This window comes from Halalkalibacter sp. APA_J-10(15) (assembly GCF_023017105.1).
In the GTDB taxonomy this organism is placed as follows: domain Bacteria; phylum Bacillota; class Bacilli; order Bacillales; family Bacillaceae_D; genus Halalkalibacter.
Genome location: NZ_JALKEV010000008.1, coordinates 18,877 through 40,493 on the forward strand (window position 1 = coordinate 18,877; position 21,617 = coordinate 40,493).

The window sequence follows — 21,617 nt, forward strand, 5'->3', positions numbered from 1 at the left end:
ATAGGAAAATCATAAAGGGTGTTGGCAAACTTAAAGAAAAGACGATGTCGCGTTTTTTCATATTTTATGTTTACAAATGTTCATTTACGTTCGATAATAGAAAGACAAAAATAGTTTTGTTATCGATGGAGGATTTTATGCACTCAGTAGAACGATTTGAAGCCATATTACATGAATTAGAAAAAAAGAAAATTGTAAAAGTATCTGAACTGAGCCATTTGCTTGGGGTAACAGAAAAGACGATTCGAATTGATTTAGTCACGTTAGAGGAAAAAGGATTATTGAAACGAATTCATGGTGGAGCAGTATTGCAGGAGGAAAGCGGGAGTCTTTTCCCAATTAATGAACGAAAATCTAAATATAATGAACGAAAATTGAATTTGTCAGAGGCTGCACTTACATTAATCAAACCGAATGAAACGATATTATTAGATGGGGGATCGACAACACGTCAGTTAGCGAACTTGTTAGGGGATTTTCCAGTTACGGTCATTACAAATGATATTACAATCGCCTATGAATTAATGAATAAAGAGCTTGTCCAATTAATGGTATTAGGTGGAACTCGGATTGGAACATCAAGCTCCTTGTTCGGTGTTCAAGCGTCTGATCTACTTAAACGTATCCGTGTTAACCGGTTGTTCGTAGGAGCAACAGGGGTTTCAGTCGAACATGGATTAACTGTACTAAATAGCTTTCATATTGAGTGGAAAAGGCAAATTTTGCAATGTGCAGATCAAGTGACATTAGTAGCTGATTCAACCAAATTCGAAAAGGTAGGATTAATTCAATTTGCTCATATCAATGATGTAAATGGGATCGTAACGGATAATCAATTGGATGTTCATATTAGAAAAGAAATCGAGCATTTAGGCGTTCCTGTTTTAGTAGGGAATTAAGTGAGTTTGTTTTTGTTTTAAGTTGAACTCTTGTGATGTAGGTGTTATAATCGAACTGTAACGAACATAAATGAACGCTATGACGTTCGGTATTGGGAGGTTTTGGTATGGTGCAAACGCCCTTCTCTTTAAATGGTAAAGTAGCTCTCATCACAGGAGCTAGCCGTGGACTGGGACAAGGCATGGCAGTTGGATTAGCTGAAGCTGGAGCAGATGTAATCGGCGCAGGGATTAGTGATATGTCTGATACTCGTCGCAAAATCGAGGCACTAGGTCAGTCATTTTATGAAATTAATGCTGATTTAAGTCAAGAAGGTGCTGCCTTGCAATTAGTCGATGACGCTTTGAAAAAGGTGGATAAGATTGATATTTTGGTTAATAATGCGGGCATTATACGTCGAAATGAATCGGAACAGTTTTCTGATGAGGATTGGGATGCGGTCATTAACGTAAATTTAAACTCTGTTTTTCGACTAACACGTGAGGTTGGAAAGCAAATGATTAAGCAAGGTTCCGGAAAAATTATTAACATAGCTTCAATGCTCTCTTTTCAAGGTGGTTTAAGAGTTCCAGCGTATACAGCAAGTAAGCATGCGATTGCTGGCTTAACAAAGTCATTGGCAAATGAATGGGTAAGCAAAGGCATTAATGTAAACGCTATCGCTCCTGGTTATATGGCGACTGATAATACAGAGGCGCTTCGTAACGATGAAGCTCGAAATGCTTATATTACATCAAGAATACCAAAGGGCGAGTGGGGAACACCTGCTGATTTAAAAGGTCCTGTAGTCTTTTTGGCTTCTGATGCGTCAAGTTATGTAAATGGTCATGTACTTTGTGTTGATGGTGGATGGATGAGTTCTTAATCTATTAAAATTTGAAAGGAGAAATTAGTGATGGAAATTAGATATGCAGCAAACCCAACGGATACAAAAAAATATACAACAGAAAAATTAAGAGAAGAGTTTTTGATTGAATCGTTATTTGAAGAGGGGAAGATCAATTTATTCTATTCACATCATGATCGTGTTGTTATTGGAGGAGCGATTCCTACTGGAGAAGATCTGAAATTAGATGCTGGAGATGCACTACGTACAGATTATTTCCTTGAGAGACGAGAAGTAGGAATTGTTAATATAGGACCAAATGGAACGGTAACGGTTGACGGACAATCATATGATTTAAAAAAGCGTGATTGCCTATATGTCGGTTTAGGAAATAAAGAAGTGACATTATCAAGTGAGGATGCCTCTAATCCAGCTCGATTTTATTTAGTATCATCACCTGCTCATAAACAGTACCCAACGAAGGTTCTTCCTATCGCTGATGCTGAGCCGACAAAGCTAGGATCTGATAGTGAATCAAATAATCGAACCATTTATAAGTATATTCATGGTGATGGGTTACAAAGTTGTCAGTTAATGATGGGAATGACACTCCTTGAGCCTAATAATATGTGGAATACGATGCCAGCACACGTGCATGATCGACGCATGGAGGTTTATTTATATTTCGATATGGAGGATGAGTCAAGAGTCTTCCACTTTATGGGTGAGCCAAGCGAAACACGTCATCTAGTAGTGAAAAATGAGCAAGCGATTATTTCACCACCATGGTCGATTCACTCAGGTGTTGGTACAAATAACTATACGTTTATTTGGGCAATGGCTGGAGAGAATTATACATTTAAAGATATGGACTTCGTTAAGATGGAAGATCTGAAGTAGTTGTAAAAAACGTCAGGATCGAAGTGATAATAGTTCCGTTCGCACTTGCGGTTATTTAAGCCTGTCTGATAGCACAAGTGAATGGGATTGATTTCTGTTAGTACTTTATGAAAATACTGACCGACCTACCAAATCTCGAAATCTATTAAAAGCTAGAACGATTGAACATATACATGTCTTGGTCTCAAATGATTCAGGTTGCATGTAGAATAAAAGTAAATAACCATCCATCTGAAAAAATCATGATGGATGGTTATTTTGAGTTTCTTGCGATGAGATGTAGGGATAAGATGATCTTGGCAGAAATGGATCTTAGCGCACTCCATCTCTTATTTTTGGAAAATTTATTTTATAGTCGCACTTACGAACATCTCATTTTCGTTGTGTCTCTAGCTTAGATTTTTCTCGTCGATTCATTTATATTAATTTCTGGTTCTAAAACAACGGAACGAGTAGGTTCTTTACTCTCGATCATCGTTAAAACACACTTCGTAATTTCACTTGCAATTCGGGAAATTGGAACCCCGACTGTCGTTAATTCGATATGTAAGTCCTCTGATTGCGGAATGTTATCATAGCTAACGATAGAAAAATGTTTAGGTACATTATAGTCAAACTCATTAGCCGCTCGTAAAATGCCACGTGTTAAATCATAACTACCGCTAATAACAGCAGAAATGTTACTTTGTCTTTCAAAGAGTTGCTTTGCTGCCATATATCCATCGTGTAGCTCTAATCCGTTTGTTGGTATCACGAGCTTTTCTATTTCTGACTTCTCATTTAGACCCATACCTTCAAGAAAACCGACTAATTTTGCGCGCTGCAATGTGTTTTCTTTTGATTGGTCTCCGATAAACGCAATATGTTCATGTCCTAACTCCTTGAGGTGTGTAACACCAAGCTTGATCGCATATTGCCGATTCACATCAATTGTCGGAGCATCTTTCAAGGTCTGAACGCCGTAGTGTAAAATCGGAACCGTTGATGCTAGTGATAACTCTTGAACGTTATCAAGTTCTCCAAAGACAATAATCGCATCTACTTGGAATCGATTGAAGGTCGCAATCGCTTGGTCGACTTTGTTAATGGACAGTAAAGTTGTGTATGAATGTTCTTCGAGTAGCTCATTTAATTTAGTGATTAATATAGAAGGCGCAACACGTTCAACTGTAGGCCATATGACACCAACTGTATAGGATTTTTTTTGTACTAAGCTTCGTGCTGCAGCGTTTGGCTGATAACCTAATTGTTCAGCAATTTCCTTAATCTTTATTTTAGTTGGTTTTTTTACTAAGGGACTATTTCTTAAAGCCTTTGAAACGGTTGAATAGCTCACTCCGGCTTTTTTGGCAATGTCTTTTATCGTTACGCTCATTTAATCCTCCATTATTGAAAACGTTGTTATATTTACTAATTATAACAGAATAGAGTATGATTGATAAGATGTTGTTCTATAGTTGTTAAGAAGATAGGTGTGAGGAAATGTTGAAACAAATAAATTCTTTCTTGGAGAAAAGAATGCTTTATTTGACACCAATAGCGGTCCTAATTGGGCTCATATGTACAAGTTGGCTACAAATGTTGGTCATGCTTGTTCCTTGGATTTTTGCCTTTATTACATTTGTTAGTAGTATCGGTATTAAAAGTTCTCAATTAAAAAAATCATTAGCTCGTCCACTGCCAATCCTACTAGCTCTTTCCATTTTACAAATCATTATGCCGTTAATAGCATTTAGTTTTGGTCATTTATTATTTTCTCATGATTTATATACGTTAGTAGGCATCATCATTGCGTTTATTATTCCGACAGGTGTTATTAGTTTAATGTGGGTATCGATTTATAAAGGCGATTTATCGATTACCCTGTTAATTGTTTTAATCAATACGCTATTGTCTCCAATTCTCGTTCCGCTCTCCTTACAGGTCTTGGTTGGTTCGAATATTGAAATGAATACATGGCAAATCATGACAAGCCTATTTTGGATGATTGTCGTTCCTTCTTTGCTAGGGATTGTTTTGAGTGAGTTCACACTAGAGAAAGGAAGGGAAATAAAAGGCTATTTATCTCCTTTTTCAAAAATAGGTTTATTTGTTGTAATTGCTGTTAATAGCTCTGTTGCTGCTCCAGCCTTTCAATTAAGCTGGCATTTAGTTAAAGTTGGAATTAGTGTCTTGATGTTAGCGATGCTTGGTTATGTAATAGGCGTTATTTTGGCGCAATGGGCTCGTCTTAGTGATGAAGTAACCATTAGTCTTTTATTTAATAGTGGAATGCGTAATATTAGTGTAGGAGCAACGATTGCCATTTTGTATTTTCCAGCACAGGTTTCGGTTCCGATTGTCATTGGAACATTATTTCAGCAAACGTTAGCTGCTTTTTCCGGGAAGCTTCTCAATATTTTTTTGCAACGAAGACATGGATTATAGCATGTAATTGACTGTGATTTAGGCAATTTGTATGTAACTACTGTATGATTAAGAACGAATAGTAGCAAAAGAATATTTAATTGAAGTAGGTGATTGGATGAAAGGAACGAAAGGAAAGAAAGCGTCACAATCAAAGGCTGTGATGACAGATCTTGTTTTACCCCCGGATACGAATTTTTTAGGTTCTATATTTGGTGGCAACGTAATGGCGTACATTGATAAAGTCGCTTGTATTTGTGCTATGCGACATGCTCGCTCAATGGTTGTAACAGCTTCTAGTGACAGCTTGGATTTTATCTCACCGATTCACGCTGGTGAAGCGATTTGTTTGGAGGGCTTTGTGACTTATACACATAAAACATCAATGGAAGTCTATGTGAAAGTGGAAGCCGAAAATTTATTGACGGGGGAGAGGCGGTTAACAGCTACATCTTATTTAACATTTGTCGCTTTAGATGAATCTGGAAAGCCTGCGCTTGTTCCACCGGTTATACCGGAAACGGAAGAAGAGAAGTGGCAATATAAAGGAGCGATTGAGCGTCACAAATTGCGAAAGCAACGGCGTGAGGAACGAAAGCAAAGGGAGAAGGAAGAGTAAGTGTATTGCTAGAGTCTAGGATATAATGAAACGGTTTAGCTGTGAATTTAAGCGTGACGAGAACGTAGTGAATGAAATTTAGGTAGACTCCTGCGTAATGAGAAGAAGGGTACTGGAAAAGTATGGTTTTTAACTTTTTCAGTGCCCTTTAAGCAATGTGCGTAATCTTTTCCTATTTTGAAAAGCCTGATACAAGTGGATTTAACGTATTAGGCGAGTTGTTAAGTAACACTTAAATTAACAGGGTCTTCAAACGACGTCCAGATTGTTTAACAAGGCATTTTGGGTAGAGGAAATGGGGTTTTTAAAGGTATTTTTCTCTTTAAAATAGAAAATAAGTATTAGAAATTTCTTTAATCAGGGGTGAAGACACTGGGGAATTTAAATAGGTTAATCCCAATTGAAGCAGCACATCAATTTATCCATAAGTATTTTCCGAATTGTCAAGGAGCCTTATTAGCTGGGAGTGTTGTGCGGGGTGAGGCAACTGACACATCTGACCTTGATATTGTTGTTTTCGAAAAAGATATTAGGTCAGTTTATAGAGAGTCATTAATAGCCTTTGGTTGGGCGGTTGAGGTTTTTGTACATAACTTGACCTCTTATAAGCATTTTTTTGATACTGATTATGAAAGAGCGAGACCCTCACTGCCAAGGATGGTTTCAGAAGCAATAATCCTAAGAGATGAAGGAATAATTAATTCAATAAAAAAAGAAGCTAAGGAAATTTTAGAAAAGGGTCCAAAAGAATGGTCAATAGAAACTATTAATACTAAGCGTTATTTTATTACGGATGCCCTCGAAGATTTCATTGGTAGTTCTAATAGAGCAGAAGAACTATTTATAGCAAATACCCTCGCTGAATTGGTAAGTGAATTTGTATTAAGGACTAACCGAAAATGGATAGGTGCTTCAAAATGGATAGTTCGTTCGTTAAAACATTATAATGAAGAGTTCGCAAATCAATTTGTAGAGGCTTTTGATATTTTTTATAAGACTGGTAATAAGAATCAAGTTATACAATTAGTTAATAATGTATTGCAACCTTTTGGTGGACAGTTATTTGACGGTTTTTCATTGGGTAAAAAGTAAATGTCTTCTTCGACTAACGGCTGCGCGCGACAAGTTCTGTTATAAGCACTATTCAGCGTGAAAGACAGGAAGTTTATTAGATTTAATCTTCAACTTTACAACGGAGGATAGGAATGATGAAACCATGCTTTCAGAAACGAACCCATCAATACTCCTGCATGCGTCTTGACTGACAGTTCATGGAGTGTGAAACACAGTAGATTCGGCAGAAAGAAGGCTAGGTCCACTTCAATGGAAAAGGTATGCCACCAAAATGCCGCATGGCTGAAAAACTAGATAGGTTGTGAATGTTCCGCAGAAAGGAGCTGACGAACTTCCGAATGTACGGGTCTAAAGTTAGAACATAGGGAGCTGATACTACGTCAAGAAAATAGACACAGATTTTCTACCGCGCTTTCGCTTGGTGGCTTTCATAAAAAAGTTCAAAGAAAAGCGCTTTAAACCTTTTTATGAAAGATAGACTTTATGCTGCTGTTACATGATACTTTTTCTCGAATTCAATGGGTGTGTGATAATCAAGTGTAGAATGAATTCGTTTTGAATTATAGAAAAACTCAATGTATTCAAAGATTGATTTTCTTGCTTCAGATCTAGTTCTAACCTTTGTTTGATAGACTAGCTCTCGCTTTAGAATTCCATGAAAAGATTCAATACAAGCATTGTCATAACAGTTTCCTTTACGGCTCATACTACCAACCATTTTGTACTGATTTAATACCTTTTGATATTCGTTCGAAGCATATTGAACACCACGGTCCGAATGATGAATGAGTCCTGGTTTTGGTCTTTGACGTTTATAAGCCATTTTTAGCGCATTTATGACTAACTCTTTCGTCATAGTTTTGTCCATCGTCCAACCAACAATCTTACGAGAATATAAATCCATAACGCTCGCCAAATACAACCAGCCCTCATTGGTTGAAATATAAGTAATGTCAGTTACCCAGAATCGATTAGGCTTATCCACTTGGAACTTACGATTAAGTATGTTTTCACTAACTGGATGCTTGTGTTTTGAATTGGTTGTTGCTTTATACTTTTTAACTGTACAGGACTTCCAGTTATTGGCGGTCATAATTCTAGAAACTGTGCGTTCACTTACTTTTACACCACGCTTCTTTAGCGTTTTAAAGATTTTGATACTACCATATCTTTGTTTAAATTCAATGTGTGTACGTAAAATCAATGTCTTTAATTGTTCATGTCTTTTCTGACGGTCACTTTTAGGGCGATTCAACCATTTAAAATAGCCACTTTTAGAAACTCCCAAAATTGTGCACATCTTCTCCACTCGGAACTGGGAGCGGTTCTTATGAATAAATCCAAACTTTACCGAGGGCTTTTCGCGAAGTAGTGCATCGCCTTTTTTAAGATTTCATTCTCTTCTTTTAAATCACGCAATTGCTTTTGTAACGCTTTTACCTCGGCACCTGGTGTAGCGAATGTTTGTGTAGCTTTTATTTCTGGTTGTTGGCTATATTTTTTCACCCAAGTATGCAGAGTGTTTTCATTAATATCCATTTCTCTAGCTACTTGAGCAACAGTCTTATGGTTTTCTAGCACATACTTTACCGTGTCTTTCTTGAATTTTTCATCATAACGTTTACCTTTTGGCATTTGGATGCACCTCACAAATTGTTATTAATTTTATTATAACAATCTGTGTCCACTTTTTAGTCTAGCATCAGTAAGAATAATATGATAAAAAGACTTGAAATAAAAATAGAAATAAAGTAATATTTTAACAGGAGAGTATGTGAATTGGATTATTTAAAAAATATTCTAATTCACATGAATCAATCCATGAACTAGCCAAAAGTAGGGATAACAATGGATTATTACGTCTTACAGGTAAAGTCAAATAAAGAAGAGAGTGTTTGTCAGTTTATAAGGAGAAATTTCTCGAAATATATTACTAATTGCTTTTCTCCTTCAAGAATAATGCTGGAACGAAAGAGGGGAATCGTAAAGAAGGTAGAGAGAAAGCTGTTTTTAGGATATGTTTTCATAGAGGCATCTATGGACTATAAATTATACTATAAATTAAAAAGAATTCCTGATTATAATAAAATACTCTCACATCATGATGAAAATTTTTCAAAGGTACCTCTTTCAGAGATTAGCAATATAAAAAGTATGTTGGATAAAGACTATACTATACAAATCTCATTTGCTAAGTTATCAGAAGCTGGTCTCATTTTCACTTCAGGCCCGCTTAAAGGGAGAGAAGATAAGATTAAGAAATTAAACATTCGTAGAAACAGAGCAAGAGTGGGATTTAATATCAATGGAAAAGAAAAACATATAGATTTGTCTTTTATAGTTAGGTAGAAAAAGATACATAAATGTTAGTAGTAGTTTCGACACACTAATTTTATATGTATTCACATAAATGAATTTCTTTCACAGTTAGAAATTATGGCTTTGATGAGGGAGTGAATAGTGCTTATTAACTATTCGGAACCATTATCAAATGGTTTTTTATGCAATTTTTTAGAAAATGATAGTTCTTAAGTTTGGATTTCTCTTTCAGAGGCTTTTATAGGTGAGGTGATAGGGAATCGATATATTAACTTATAAAACAGAAATTGAGTTTAGCAGAATAAACGAAGACATGTACTTCTACTTTATCTCTGATGATATCGAAGATACCAAAATTGAAAGTATTGCAGTCGATTATTTAAATGAAGCAGATTTATTAGAGTATCGGAATATAATATCCTTTATAAGGAAAAAAGAATATTCATTAGGGAGGTTCTTAATAAAGGAATTAGTCAAGGATAACTGTGATGAAAAAAATGAATTATTATTAACTAAAGGAATTTTTAATCAGCCTGTTATCAATAATATCAATGTTGATGTGAGTTTGGCTCATTCTGGAAATTTCTTTGTAGCTATGGGGTTTCCTAGAACAATCCTCGCTGGAATTGACATTGAGGCAGTGGATCGCAAAATATCAAATACTATAAAGAAAATATTAACGCGGAATGAATTATATCTTTTAGACAACTCCTTGAATAATAATGATTTAGAGCTTTTAATATTTTGGACTGCTAAAGAAGCTCTTTCCAAAGCGATAAAGGTAGGTTTTACTACTGAAATAAGTATCTTTGAAATAAATCTAATAACGTATGATACATTATTAGATAAATATGTTGTTCACTTTACTAGTTTTCCTCATTTTGTTGCCTATACAACCGTGTTTAATAGTTTTGTATATACAGTAGCAATACCTAAGATGATAAAAATAAAAAAGGAAACATTAAAAATAAAAAGAGATGTTATTTGATTGTAATAGGTAATCATGAGTAATAAATTTCACGTCTATATTTGTTAAGATAAACCACCTCATTATTATGAGGTGGTTTATCATTGCATAAAATTAAGAAGGTCGGTTGTTATTAACATAAAAAGGTAAAGGAGTTATATATGAATAAAAAAATTATCTTTTTATTTCCAGGACATGGTAGTCAATACTATATGATGGGGAAAGAACTGTATGATAGTAATAAAAGATATAAAAGAATATTAGATGAATTAGATGTCGAAGTAAAAAAATTATTAGGAGCTTCTGTGCTCGAGGAATTATATCATCAAGAAAAAGCAGGAAACAGCTTTAAAGATTTCAAATATACCCATTTTGCTAACTTTATGATTGAATATGCTATGGGAAAAATACTAATCGAGCAGGGAATTGAGCCAGATTATATTATAGGCTCCAGTTTAGGGGAACTTGTAGCATTAACAATAAGTGAAGCTATAAGCCTTAGGGATATGTTGCAATATCTATATCATCACATTACTTTTCTAAGGGAGCACTGTAATAAAGGCCATATGATTACGGTTTATGATGATGTAAGTAATTATTATGAAGATAATGTACTTGCTTCAGATTCTTACTTAGCAGGAATTAATTTTGATGGGAACTACGTAATATCCTGTAGGTGTGAAGATGTAGATAACATTACTAATCATTTGAAAAGTCTTAATGTTTTACATGAAAGGCTACCAATAGAATATCCTTTTCATTGTGAACTAGTGGATTTATACATAGATAATACACTGGGGCAAATAAGAGATATACAGATTAGAAAGCCAAAATATCCGTTAATATCATCTGTTGATGGGATGCGTGTGACTAACATTGATATAGAGTACTTTAGAAATATACTGAGAAAACCAATTTTATTTAAAGAGGCCATTCTTAATCTCAAGGAGAAAGAAGAGGCTATCTATATAGATTTGGGACCTACTGGAAACATGATTAATTTCACCAAAAAAATAGTTTCAAACCATTCCATGGCTGAATTTTATACAATTTTAACACCGTTTAAGAGATCGAAAGACAATTATCATAGGTTAATAGGAGAGTTAGCTGATAGAAAAAAAGAAGAGAGGGATGGAAATATGATAGTCTACATTTTTCCTGGACAAGGATCACAGCAAGTAGGGATGGGGAAAGAGTTGTTTGATAAGTATGAAGATGTTTTAGAAATTGCAGATAGAATTTTAGGTTATTCTCTAAAAGAGCTATGTCTTTATGCTCCTAATCATGTCTTAAATTTAACACAGTATACTCAACCAGCAATTTTTGTGGTAAATCATTTGTATTATTTGGAAAAAATAAAGAATGAGGAGGAGCCACATTTTGTTGCTGGGCATAGTTTGGGTGAATGTAATGCTTTGGTAGCTGCAAAGGTATTAGACTTTTCCTCAGCTTTGGAGTTGGTGAAGAAAAGAGCTGAGATGATGTCTCAAGCTGATGGTGGAGCTATGGCTGTAATATCTGGAATTCCAGCAGAGCAGGTTGAGGAAATAATTAAAGAAAATGAACTACGTCATGTCTTTATTTCTAATTACAATTCAACTATACAAACAGTTATCGCTGGTGGAAAGGAAGAGGTCAATAATTCTTTCTCCTTGTTTAATCATGCTGGTGCAAGGGTTATTCCTTTGAATGTTAGTGGTGCTTTTCATTCAACATATATGACAAACGCAAAGCATGAATTTAGGAGATTTATCAATAAATTTGAATTTAATAGAATCGAAATACCAATCATATCAAATCTAACAGCACGACCTTATATTCAAGAAGATATAAAAGATACAATAGCAAACCAAATCGATAATCCATTAAAGTGGGTTGATAGTATAAGATATTTATTAGCTAGAGATAGAAATATTCATTTCGAACAGATAGGTGATGGCAATTTCTTATTAGGCTTTATAGATAATATTAAAGATAATACAACAGATGAAATCCTTAGTAGATATCATGAAAGCGATGAGATTGACGCTTTATTCAGGAAAGAAATTAAAAATAACCAAGCGAATATAGGAATTGGAAGCAAGGAATTTATGCAAGATTATAATCTTATTTATCCTTATATTGCAGGTGGCATGTACAGAGGGATCGCCTCTGAAGAGATGGTTGTAAGAATGGCGCAATTTGGAATGTTAGGGTTTTATGGTTCGGGTGGTCTCAAAATAAACGAGATTGAAAGTACCATTCTTAATATAAAAGAACGTGTTGGTGATAAGACTTTTGGGGTTAATTTCGTCCATACACCAGACCACCCAGAAAAAGAGAGAGAGGTTGTTAATTGTTTCTTGAAAAATGGTGTCACACTTATTGAAGCAGCTGCTTTTATGGAGATAACAGAAAATTTAGTACGATATCGTATTCAGAACTTACAAAGGGAGCAGGGTGAGATAAAAATAAAGAATAGAATCATTGCAAAGGTTTCAAGACCTGAAATTGCAGAGATGTTTTTATCTCCACCTCCATACGAAATTGTTAATGATTTATATAATAGAGGAGAGGTTAGCTTTGAACAACTAGAGCTTTCCCAAAAAATCCCTATGGCAGATGATATCACAGTTGAAAGTGACTCAGGGGGACATACAGATCAGGGAGTTAGTTTCGTCACGCTTCCTACCATTATGCGCCTTAGAGATAGATATATGAATAAATATCGATATACTAAAGCGATTAGAGTAGGAGCTGCTGGTGGGATTGGAACTCCAGAGGCTATAGCTGCATCATTTATTTTAGGGGCAGAGTACATTGTAACAGGGTCCATTAATCAATGCACGGTGGAGGCAAGAACAAGTTCGTTAGTAAAGGAAATTTTACAAGAAATAAATATTCAAGATACTGATTATGCACCGGCAGGAGATATGTTTGAATTTGGGGCTAAGGTCCAAGTCGTGAAAAAAGGATTATTTTTCTCTGCAAGAGCAAATAAATTGTATGAGCTATATAGACAATATAATTCACTTGAGGATATCGATGAGGAAATAAGAAAACAAATAGAAAACAAATATTTTAAGAGATCTTTCGAGAGTGTATGGGAAGAAATAGAGAATTATCAGTCATCAGAGGTTATAGAGAGAGCTAATATAAACCGGAAGTATAAGATGTCCTTATTATTCAAGTGGTATCTGTTTAATTCTACTAAAAATGCTATAAACGGTATTAAGGAGGATAAAGTTAATTTTCAAATTCATTGTGGGTCGGCAATGGGGGCATTTAATCAATGGGTAAAGGGAACTGATTTAACAGATTGGAGAAATAGACATGTTGATGAAATAGGAATGAAACTAATGGAAGAAGCAATAGAAATACTAGAAAGTCGATTAAAAAACATAAGTGCATAAGGAAGGGGGAGACGATATGTTTAAGCAAGAAGATATTGCTGTTGTAGGGATATCTTGTATTGCAGCAGGTGCCAAAGATTATCAAGAGTTTTGGCAGAAAATTAAAGAAGGAAAGTCTACTATAGAGGAGGTGAAGAGAAGTAGTTGGGGAACCAGCTACTTCTCTTCAAATCAGGAACAAAATAATAAAAGCTATGCAAAATGGGTTGCGATGATCAGTGATATGTATTCATTCGATTATCGTTTTTTTAATATCTCTCCGATAGAGGCCCAAGAGTTAGATCCTCAGCAAAGACTTTTATTAGAACAAAGTGTTAAATGTATCGATGATTCTGGTATATGTATGAACGAACTACAAAAGAAGGTAACAGGGGTGTTCACTGGAGTTTCGGCGATGGAATTTTATAGACAGTTTGATTTGGATAGTACACAAGTTACCTCCTATACAGGCTCTGGAAATTATCAATTTATGTTATCCAACAGAATATCAAATTTTTTAAACCTGAAGGGAGAAAGCAAGGTTATTGATACTGGCTGCTCAGCATCTTTAGTTGCGTTAGACGAAGCTATGTCTGCATTAAGAATAGGTAAGGTAGACTATGCATTAGTATCTGGAGTTAATCTATTTCAGGATGAAACTAGGTACGTGTTATGGTCCAAAAATAGAATGCTATCACCAAACGGAACAGTGAGTCCATTTTCTTCAAAAGCGAATGGAGTAATATTTGGAGAAGGGATAGGAGTATTACTGTTAAAGCCAGTAACAAGTGCAATAAGAGACAAGGATAATATTCATTGTATTATTAAAGGAAGCGCTGTTAATCATTGCGGAAAAACACCGACTATTTCCTCACCTAGTGTAGACGGACAATATGATGTTTTAGTTAGAGCCTATGACTATGCACAGGTGGAGCCTGGTGATATTACCTATATTGAAACGCACGGAACAGGGACTGCATTAGGTGATCCAATAGAGTTTGAAGCCTTAAGGAAATTCTTTAATATAGGGAATGAGGGAAGACCAAAGTATTCTTTAGGAAGTGTAAAAGCAAATATTGGACACACTTCTGCAGCATCTGGATTGCTTGGGTTAATAAAAGTTATCTTAATGCTAAAAAATAAAAAAATACCACCCCAAATTAATTTTGAAGAGGCTAACCCGATTATAGAAATGGATAAATATGGATTTAAAATAGAGGAGGAATTACGACAATGGAAGCGTTATAACAATAAGCCATTAAGTGCAGGAGTAACTTCTATTGGCTATGGAGGGGTTAATGCTCATGTAGTTATACAAGAATACGAGAATATTCCATTACAATCAACAGATAATGAAAAGCCCTTCCCCTTCTTAATATCTGCAAATAGCCAGGAAAGTCTAAACAAGATGATTAACGAGTGGAAATTGTTTGTTTCCAATGAAAGCTTTAAAGAAACCAAGATAGCTGACATCTGTAAGACCTTAATGAATAGACAGAGTTATAAATATAGAATTGGAACTTTAGTGAAAAATCACCATGATATAGAAAACTTTATTATGAATACTCTTCATAAAGAGAAAAATAACTCAGAAAATAAGAAGTTATTAATCGATGAAATATTTACGGACGTAGAAAGTACTAATAAGCTCTTTGAGGGGATACCAGAGCTGAAAGTTGAATATGAATCAATATTGTTAAGCTTACAAAAAGACGACGTACTTCAAAAGTATATAGAAAAACTAAAAAGTAATTCTTTACATGAAGAAAATAAAGAACTTTATCTATTTTTACAATCATTAGCATTTGTTTACTTTTTAAAAGGGGTTGGATTAGAGTATAAAACGGTAACTGGTGCTAAGAATGGATTTCTACTCAGCTTAATAATAGTAGGAATAATTCAATTAGAAGATGGGATTAAAATTCTAATAAATGAAAGAGAATTTGAAGAGGTCGTCCTACATACCCCTACAATTAATTATTTTGATATCTATAGTAATCAAACATATAAAAATTGTGTGATTAATCAATCATACTTTATGTATGTACTTAACTTCAAAGTATCACAAAATCTATGGACTTTTTTAGTAGAAAAAACAAATAAATTATTTGAGCAAAATTATAGCTTTAAGAAATGTTTGGAAAACTGGCTTACGCCTTTACAGCAGCATAATATTAATTTTTGGCCGATTTTACAAGGCAGTGTAAGAACTGAGGAAAATATAAAGAAACTGCTAGTAATTGCAATGATCAGTGCTCTAGAACAGCTGTATATGAAATGGAACATTCAGTTAGAAAATGATGAAATAAATGACAACATGAAGGAAGTAATTTCCCTGATTCATGCGGGGATTATAACAATAAAAGATTTAATAAGTATAATTTTAAATGAAGCAGATGAAATAAAGAAGACTATAGAAAAAGTAAACAAAATAGACGCGATAAGTCATATTGAAAGTTTCCCAATAATGAAAACGTATAGTACGATAAACGCTACAACATTTAGTAGTTCCTATAGATATTGTAAATTGGAAAAGGACCCGCTTGAAGTGGATGATAAAGTTAATAAAGAGTTTGTTTTATTTTCTAGCTTAATTCAGAGTAGAGAAAAGATGGTAGAGAAATTACTAGAGCTTTGGAAAAATAATCATTATCAAATCAAGTTTAAACAGCTCATAAATGATATTCAATATAAAAAAATTAGTCTGCCAACTTATCAGTTTCAAAAGGATGAGATAACGTATTTTGAAGCCAAGAGTAAGAAAGTAAGCTTACCAGAGACTCCTTACTCTTTGGAGGAGTCTCTTTCATACTTAACGGCTAAATGGGAAAAAAAAGACTTGCCACTAGCTAATTACAAATTGGGTAGAAATTTGATCATCTTATTTGATAGTAATTATAAGTGCTATGACAGCTTAAAGGCTAAAGGTGAGCATGTTATTTTGGTTTTTAAAGGCAATAGATACAACAAGCTTAATAAGGATATTTACAGTATCAACTATGAAAATGGTAAAGATTATTATAAGCTTTTTCAAGATATAACTACATTACACGAAGGAAAGACTCAAACGATCATTTATAAATGGCAAGAGAATGCTGAAGGTACAGTAAGTACAGATAGAAATGATTTGAATGCATTCATTAAAAGTGTATATCTTCCCTTATTTAGAATACTTAAGACGAATGGATTAAAAAATAGTTTTGAAGATACGAAACTTTTATATGTATTTGAAGGAAGTGAATATAGCTATCCAATTAGAAATTCTATCCAAGCCAGCCTCAGAACTATTAAACAAGAGTACACGAATATACAGGTGAAAAGTATTCTTTTGGATCATCAGTATGAGACATCTGAAGATTATATTGAGTGGCAATGCCAGATGATTATTAAGGAAATATACAGCTGGACTGCTGAAATAGAGGTTAAATATATTAATAATGAAAGATATACGAAAACTTTAGAGGAGGAAAACTTAAATTCGTGGTCCAGCACAAATAAATTTTCAGGAAAAACAGTAGTCGTTTTTGGTGGTATGTCTAAGCTTGCTATTATATTAGCCAAATGGCTTTTTCAAAATGGATCTACTGTAGTATTAAGTAGCCGAAGGAGGTTAGAGGAAGCTAAAAATACACTGAAGGAACATGGGTTAGAGGTTGATTACTATAGTGCTGACATTAATAGAGGAGAGCAGATTAGAAAAGTTATTGAAAGAACAGAAAAAAAATATGGAACGATAGAGGCGGTCTTTAATTGTGCAGGTATAACAAAAGATAAGTTAGTAATCAATAAACAAGAAGAAGAGTTGATGAAAGTAATAGAGAGTAAGACGTTTGGGGTATGCAATCTATGTGAAATAGCAAGAGAGTATAAGATTAGTGAAGTTATCATTTACTCATCTATTGCAGGAGTTATTGGTAACGTTGGTCAATTTGATTATGCTTTTGCTAACAGCTTTATAAGTAATTATGTGGAGTCCTTAAATCACGATGAAGCTTCATCGACTAAATTTACATCCATCCATTGGGGATACTGGAAAAATGGTGGTATGCAATTAAATGACATTGAACAAGATCAGCTATTCGAGAAAAACGGGCTAATTCCGATTGAAGACCAAGAAGCTATAGAGGCACTAGCAAAAATACTACATTCGAATCACAGATCTATTAGCGTGGCAAAATTTAATCCGAACAGGATAAAGGAAGTTTTTCTGAATAATGATTACCTGCATCATCGAAATATAATTTCGGATAGTGGGACGTCAATGCCAATTGTTATACAAAAAGAAACAGTAGAAGAAGTAGTGAAGGAAGCAATAAACGAAATATTTGGTATAAGTAAAGAGCAAATTCAATTAGAGGAAGAAATAAGTGCCCTAGGATTTAACTCCATATTAATCACTCAGTTAATGAATATAGTTGGAAATAAATTGAATATTAAAAATATTCCTGTCACTATTTTCTTTACCTTTAAACACTTAATAGATTTTGTGAATTATATAATCAATAATTACTCCTCAGAAATACAAGTTAATGTAAGTACTCCTTACTCGAATCATGCTCTGGGTGAAAAGGAGGGAGAAAATAAAGAAGATGAGGAATTTACAGAATATAAAGTGGATATATCACCAGAAGTGGCCGCAACAAGGGAGGAAGAACTAGCCCCAGATAGTGAGGATGAAATTGCGATCATTGGTATAAGTGGGGAATATCCACATTCAAAAAATATAAGTGAGTTTTGGGACAATATTAAAATGGGGAAAAATTGTATATCCCAAGTTCCAATAGACAGGTGGGATTGGGAGGAATACTATCACCCTTCAAAAGCGGCTGCTTTTGAAGGGTATATTTATTGTAAAGAAGGTGGATTTTTAGATGAGATCTATAATTTTGATAATTCTTTATTTAACATCACGCCTAGAGAAGCAAAACTAATGGACCCTCAAGAGAGACGGTTTTTACAGATTGCTTGGGAAGCATTAGAGGATAGTGGTTATAACAAAAATAGGATGCAGACAAAATATAAGAGCAATGTGGGAGTATTCATAGGCTGTACCAGTACAACCTATGATTATTTCGGTATAGAAAGTTGGAAAGAATCTAGAGGTGATATGACTCATAGTATGATGTGGTCAATAGCAAATAGGGTATCTTATTATTTCGACCTAAAAGGTCCAAGTATGGCTGTAGATACCGCCTGCTCTTCCTCTCTTACAGCACTACATTTAGCTTGTAAGAGTTTAAAATATGATGAATGCAAAATGGCAATTGTCGGTGGGGTGAATTTATATACTCATCCAGCAAAATACTTACTACTGTGTCAGAAACAAATGCTTTCAATGAATGGGAAGTGTAGTACATTTTCAGAAAATGCAGATGGTTTTGTGCCAGGGGAAGGGATAGGTGCTATTATACTAAAACCATTAAAGGAGGCTGTAAAAGACCGGGACAACATCCATGCTGTGATTAAATCTACAACAATCAATCATGGTGGAAAAACGAGTGGATATCATGTTCCAAACTTAAAGGCTCAACAAGAGCTTATTAGTCGGAGTCTAGAAACAGCAAAGTTGAATGCAAGAGATATTACTCATATTGAAGCTCACGGGACTGGAACGGTACTAGGGGATCCTATAGAGGTTAGCGCTATTGAAGCAGCATTTAGTGAACAGACAGATGATAAGGGGTTTTGTGCTATTTCCAGTGTGAAATCAAATATTGGACACTTAGAATCGGCTGCAGGGATAGCAGGAGTAACAAAAAGTATTTTGGAATTAAAGCATAAGCAACTGGCACCTTCTATTAATATTACAACGATAAATGAAAGAATTGATTTAACAAATAGTCCAATAAACATACAAACAGAGCTAGGCAGTTGGGATTTGGAAGATGATGTGGATAAAAGAAGAGTTGTAGTGAGTTCGTTTGGAGCTGGCGGTGTAAATTGCAATGTTGTGCTAGAGGAATATGCAAAGGGAATCAATACCCAAGAAAACGAACCAAATATCTTTGTTCTTTCCGCTAAAAGTCATGAACAGTTGAAGCAATATACGGATAAGTTTATGAGCTTTTTAAAAGGGAAAACATCGATTGACAGAGGATTGTCAATCGAAATGAGAAAATCTATAGAAGAAAAAGTGTTAAACATAATTAGTTGTATATTAAGTATACCTGTCGAGGAGATAAAATCAGAGTTAACTCTATTGACTTTAGGGTTAAGTAGATTTCAAGTTGCTCAACTTCAGGATATGATAAAAAAAGAGTTTAACATTAAGATATCTACTTCGGAATTAATGAACTTATATGATGTAAACGAGTTAGTAAAAGTAATTCAAGATACTAGCACTCATATTAGTAAGCCCCCTTACGAAGAGATCAATATCCAGGATCTTTGTTTTACATTGCAAGTGGGAAGAGAGTCAATGGAGTATAGATTAGCTGCTGTAGTAGAAGAGATTGAAGAAATTATCCAGATATTGGATATGTTTCAAGCGCAAAATTATAATCCTACTTTCTTTTATGGGAAGAAGGAGAGGAATTTTGAGATTTGTTCTACTGAAATAAATAAGGTTGCAAGTGATTGGGTAGAAGGTGGGAATATAGACTGGGAAAAACAATATACGGGTAAGTTACCAGCCATCATCTCCTTACCTACATATCCCTTCGATGAATTGGAATATCGATATTATGATAGGCATGATTCAGATGCAAAGTTAGTAGAGGATGAAAAAAATGTAACTCAATTGGAACACTTATATAATATTGAATTAGAAGAAGTTACTTTAGAAAAGGACGTGACCTTTGTTTCCAATTCAGTTAAACATACCATCATTATCTATACTCAAAATACAGATTCTCAAATCAAACAACTGCTTGAAAGTGAGAATATTACAAGGGGAGCATTCTTTATAGAATTAGGAGATGTAGAAGGAAAGATAGGGTACAATTCATTCAGAATAAATGTAAATGAAGAGAATTCTCTCTACAGAATATTATCAACGATTCCTCAGATAGAGCGAATAATAATTGTAGGGGATTGTACTATGAGTAGAGGGATAAATGAAATTGTTGAGTATGAGGAAGAAATGAAGTATGGTGTAATGCCGACATTAAGAATAATAAAGGCAATTGCTTCATTAGATGTATTAGAAAAGAATATTTCTATCAATTTAGTAACAGAGTCTTACAAAGCGAGTAATAGTATCTTTTTTTCAGCAGCAAGAGGGTTGTTAAAAGCAGCCATGAAAGAATATTACAGTTGGAATATTAATACATTTGAATTTGATAAAGTTGATGAGACAAACATTCAACTATTGTTTAGCTCATTCCCAAGTAATAACTACCTGGTTAAGACAAATAAGATCTTTGTTGAAAAACTGAAGAGGATAGATATAGAAAAACAGCTAAAGAACAAGGTAGATAGTAAGGCGAAAGGAGTTTATGTCCTACTAGGTGGAACAGGTAGGATTGGTTCTGAGTATGCCTACCACTTAGCAAAGGAACCGAATGTTAAAATTGTGTTGATAGGAAAAAGTGAAGAAAACCAAAGAATAAAAGGTCAAATAAAGAAAATAGAGGAACTAGGAGGAGAGGCAATCTATTATCAAGCAGATATTTCAGATTATAAGGATATGAAAAAGGTATTCTCACTTATTTCGATTACGTTTGGAAAAATAACGGCGGTTGTACATTCTGCCATGTATTTTACATCAGGTTTAATTAGTAACCTTGATGAAAAAATATATAAAAAGATGCTTGATACAAAGGTAAAATCGGCAGTGATTTTAAACCAAATACTTAAAGCCTATGATATTGAATATCTTCTATATTTTTCTTCAGGAGATTCATTTGGAGCTTTATTAGGTCACGGAGCCTATGTTTCTGCTTGCCAATGTCAAGATAAGTATGTTCTAAATCATTGCCTTGATAATGGGTATGACGTAAAAATAATAAATTGGGGTTTTTGGACTTTAAGCCATGAGCAGCTTGAAAAGCTTAATGAAAAAGGAGAAGATCATGTGATAGCTTATATGGATGGGTTAAAATCTAGAGGAATAGAACCAATAGATACAGTATTGGGGATGAGTGCCATTAAGCAAAGCTTAGAGAATAATTATCCACAATTATTTGTGATGAATGTAGATAGTAGCGTAATTGATAATTTAAATGGAATTAATAGATAGAGGAAAATCTCTTTGAGAGTAAATGACTTTTAATAATAACTTATAGGAGAATAAAT

Annotated in this window: 12 protein-coding genes; 10 read left to right on the plus strand and 2 right to left on the minus strand. The window is 34.3% G+C overall.

All coding sequences use genetic code 11. The features are described 5' to 3' along the window. Positions 1 to 137: 137 nt before the first annotated feature. The 3 genes from MW695_RS10875 to kduI all read left to right on the plus strand — a co-directional run bounded on the left by MW695_RS10875 (position 138) and on the right by kduI (position 2,626). Positions 138 to 899: a DeoR/GlpR family DNA-binding transcription regulator gene (locus MW695_RS10875; RefSeq protein ID WP_247105343.1), complete on the plus strand. Its 762-nt coding sequence runs from the start codon at positions 138 to 140 to the stop codon at positions 897 to 899. A 107-nt stretch (positions 900 to 1,006) separates the two neighbouring features. After that, positions 1,007 to 1,765 (plus strand): 2-dehydro-3-deoxy-D-gluconate 5-dehydrogenase KduD, encoded by a 759-nt coding sequence (gene kduD / locus MW695_RS10880; protein WP_252120738.1) that lies wholly within the window; start codon positions 1,007 to 1,009, stop codon positions 1,763 to 1,765. Positions 1,766 to 1,795: 30 nt separating this feature from the next. Continuing rightward, positions 1,796 to 2,626, plus strand: a complete 831-nt coding sequence (gene kduI / locus MW695_RS10885; protein WP_247105344.1) for a 5-dehydro-4-deoxy-D-glucuronate isomerase — start codon at positions 1,796 to 1,798, stop codon at positions 2,624 to 2,626. Between the two features lie 394 nt (positions 2,627 to 3,020). On the opposite strand, the gene MW695_RS10890 is transcribed toward kduI, so the two are convergent. Beyond that, on the minus strand, positions 3,021 to 4,001 hold the full coding sequence (locus tag MW695_RS10890) for a LacI family DNA-binding transcriptional regulator (protein ID WP_247105345.1): 981 nt from the start codon (positions 3,999 to 4,001) through the stop codon (positions 3,021 to 3,023). A gap of 107 nt (positions 4,002 to 4,108) precedes the next feature. On the opposite strand from MW695_RS10890, the gene MW695_RS10895 reads away from it, so the two are divergent. The 3 genes from MW695_RS10895 (at position 4,109) to MW695_RS10905 (ending at position 6,743) form a co-directional block, all read left to right on the plus strand. Further along, entirely contained in the window at positions 4,109 to 5,053 is a 945-nt protein-coding gene (locus tag MW695_RS10895) for a bile acid:sodium symporter family protein (protein WP_247105346.1), read from the plus strand. Between the two features lie 97 nt (positions 5,054 to 5,150). Further along, the gene (locus MW695_RS10900; protein ID WP_247105347.1) at positions 5,151 to 5,651 is read left to right on the plus strand and encodes an acyl-CoA thioesterase; all 501 of its coding nucleotides are present in this window, start codon (positions 5,151 to 5,153) and stop codon (positions 5,649 to 5,651) included. A 372-nt stretch (positions 5,652 to 6,023) separates the two neighbouring features. Then, positions 6,024 to 6,743, plus strand: coding sequence for a nucleotidyltransferase domain-containing protein (locus MW695_RS10905; RefSeq protein WP_247105487.1), 720 nt, complete (start codon positions 6,024 to 6,026; stop codon positions 6,741 to 6,743). A 463-nt stretch (positions 6,744 to 7,206) separates the two neighbouring features. Here the strand turns inward: MW695_RS10905 and MW695_RS10910 are convergent. Then, a protein-coding gene (locus tag MW695_RS10910) for an IS3 family transposase (protein ID WP_252120739.1) occupies positions 7,207 to 8,360 on the minus strand; the annotation gives its coding sequence in 2 pieces (ribosomal slippage) (positions 7,207 to 8,105 and positions 8,105 to 8,360; 1,155 coding nt in all). Between the two features lie 213 nt (positions 8,361 to 8,573). On the opposite strand from MW695_RS10910, the gene loaP reads away from it, so the two are divergent. The 4 genes from loaP (at position 8,574) to MW695_RS10930 (ending at position 21,561) form a co-directional block, all read left to right on the plus strand. Continuing rightward, positions 8,574 to 9,074, plus strand: coding sequence for an antiterminator LoaP (loaP, locus tag MW695_RS10915; RefSeq protein ID WP_247105348.1), 501 nt, complete (start codon positions 8,574 to 8,576; stop codon positions 9,072 to 9,074). Positions 9,075 to 9,357: 283 nt separating this feature from the next. Further along, the gene (locus MW695_RS10920) at positions 9,358 to 10,032 is read left to right on the plus strand and encodes a 4'-phosphopantetheinyl transferase family protein (protein WP_247105349.1); all 675 of its coding nucleotides are present in this window, start codon (positions 9,358 to 9,360) and stop codon (positions 10,030 to 10,032) included. Between the two features lie 140 nt (positions 10,033 to 10,172). Further along, entirely contained in the window at positions 10,173 to 13,403 is a 3,231-nt protein-coding gene (gene fabD / locus MW695_RS10925) for an ACP S-malonyltransferase (protein ID WP_247105350.1), read from the plus strand. Between the two features lie 16 nt (positions 13,404 to 13,419). Next, entirely contained in the window at positions 13,420 to 21,561 is an 8,142-nt protein-coding gene (locus tag MW695_RS10930) for an SDR family NAD(P)-dependent oxidoreductase (protein WP_247105351.1), read from the plus strand. Positions 21,562 to 21,617 lie beyond the last annotated feature (56 nt).

What these genes read in the sequence shown, in the direction of transcription:
- fabD (WP_247105350.1), top strand. Translation starts at nt 10,173, where the DNA reads ATGAATAAAAAAATTATCTTTTTATTTCCAGGACATGGTAGTCAATAC.
- MW695_RS10900 (WP_247105347.1), top strand. Translation starts at nt 5,151, where the DNA reads ATGAAAGGAACGAAAGGAAAGAAAGCGTCACAATCAAAGGCTGTGATG.
- MW695_RS10895 (WP_247105346.1), top strand. Translation starts at nt 4,109, where the DNA reads ATGTTGAAACAAATAAATTCTTTCTTGGAGAAAAGAATGCTTTATTTG.
- kduI (WP_247105344.1), top strand. Translation starts at nt 1,796, where the DNA reads ATGGAAATTAGATATGCAGCAAACCCAACGGATACAAAAAAATATACA.
- MW695_RS10890 (WP_247105345.1), bottom strand. Translation starts at nt 4,001, where the DNA reads ATGAGCGTAACGATAAAAGACATTGCCAAAAAAGCCGGAGTGAGCTAT.
- MW695_RS10875 (WP_247105343.1), top strand. Translation starts at nt 138, where the DNA reads ATGCACTCAGTAGAACGATTTGAAGCCATATTACATGAATTAGAAAAA.
- loaP (WP_247105348.1), top strand. Translation starts at nt 8,574, where the DNA reads ATGGATTATTACGTCTTACAGGTAAAGTCAAATAAAGAAGAGAGTGTT.
- MW695_RS10920 (WP_247105349.1), top strand. Translation starts at nt 9,358, where the DNA reads ATGTACTTCTACTTTATCTCTGATGATATCGAAGATACCAAAATTGAA.
- kduD (WP_252120738.1), top strand. Translation starts at nt 1,007, where the DNA reads ATGGTGCAAACGCCCTTCTCTTTAAATGGTAAAGTAGCTCTCATCACA.
- MW695_RS10930 (WP_247105351.1), top strand. Translation starts at nt 13,420, where the DNA reads ATGTTTAAGCAAGAAGATATTGCTGTTGTAGGGATATCTTGTATTGCA.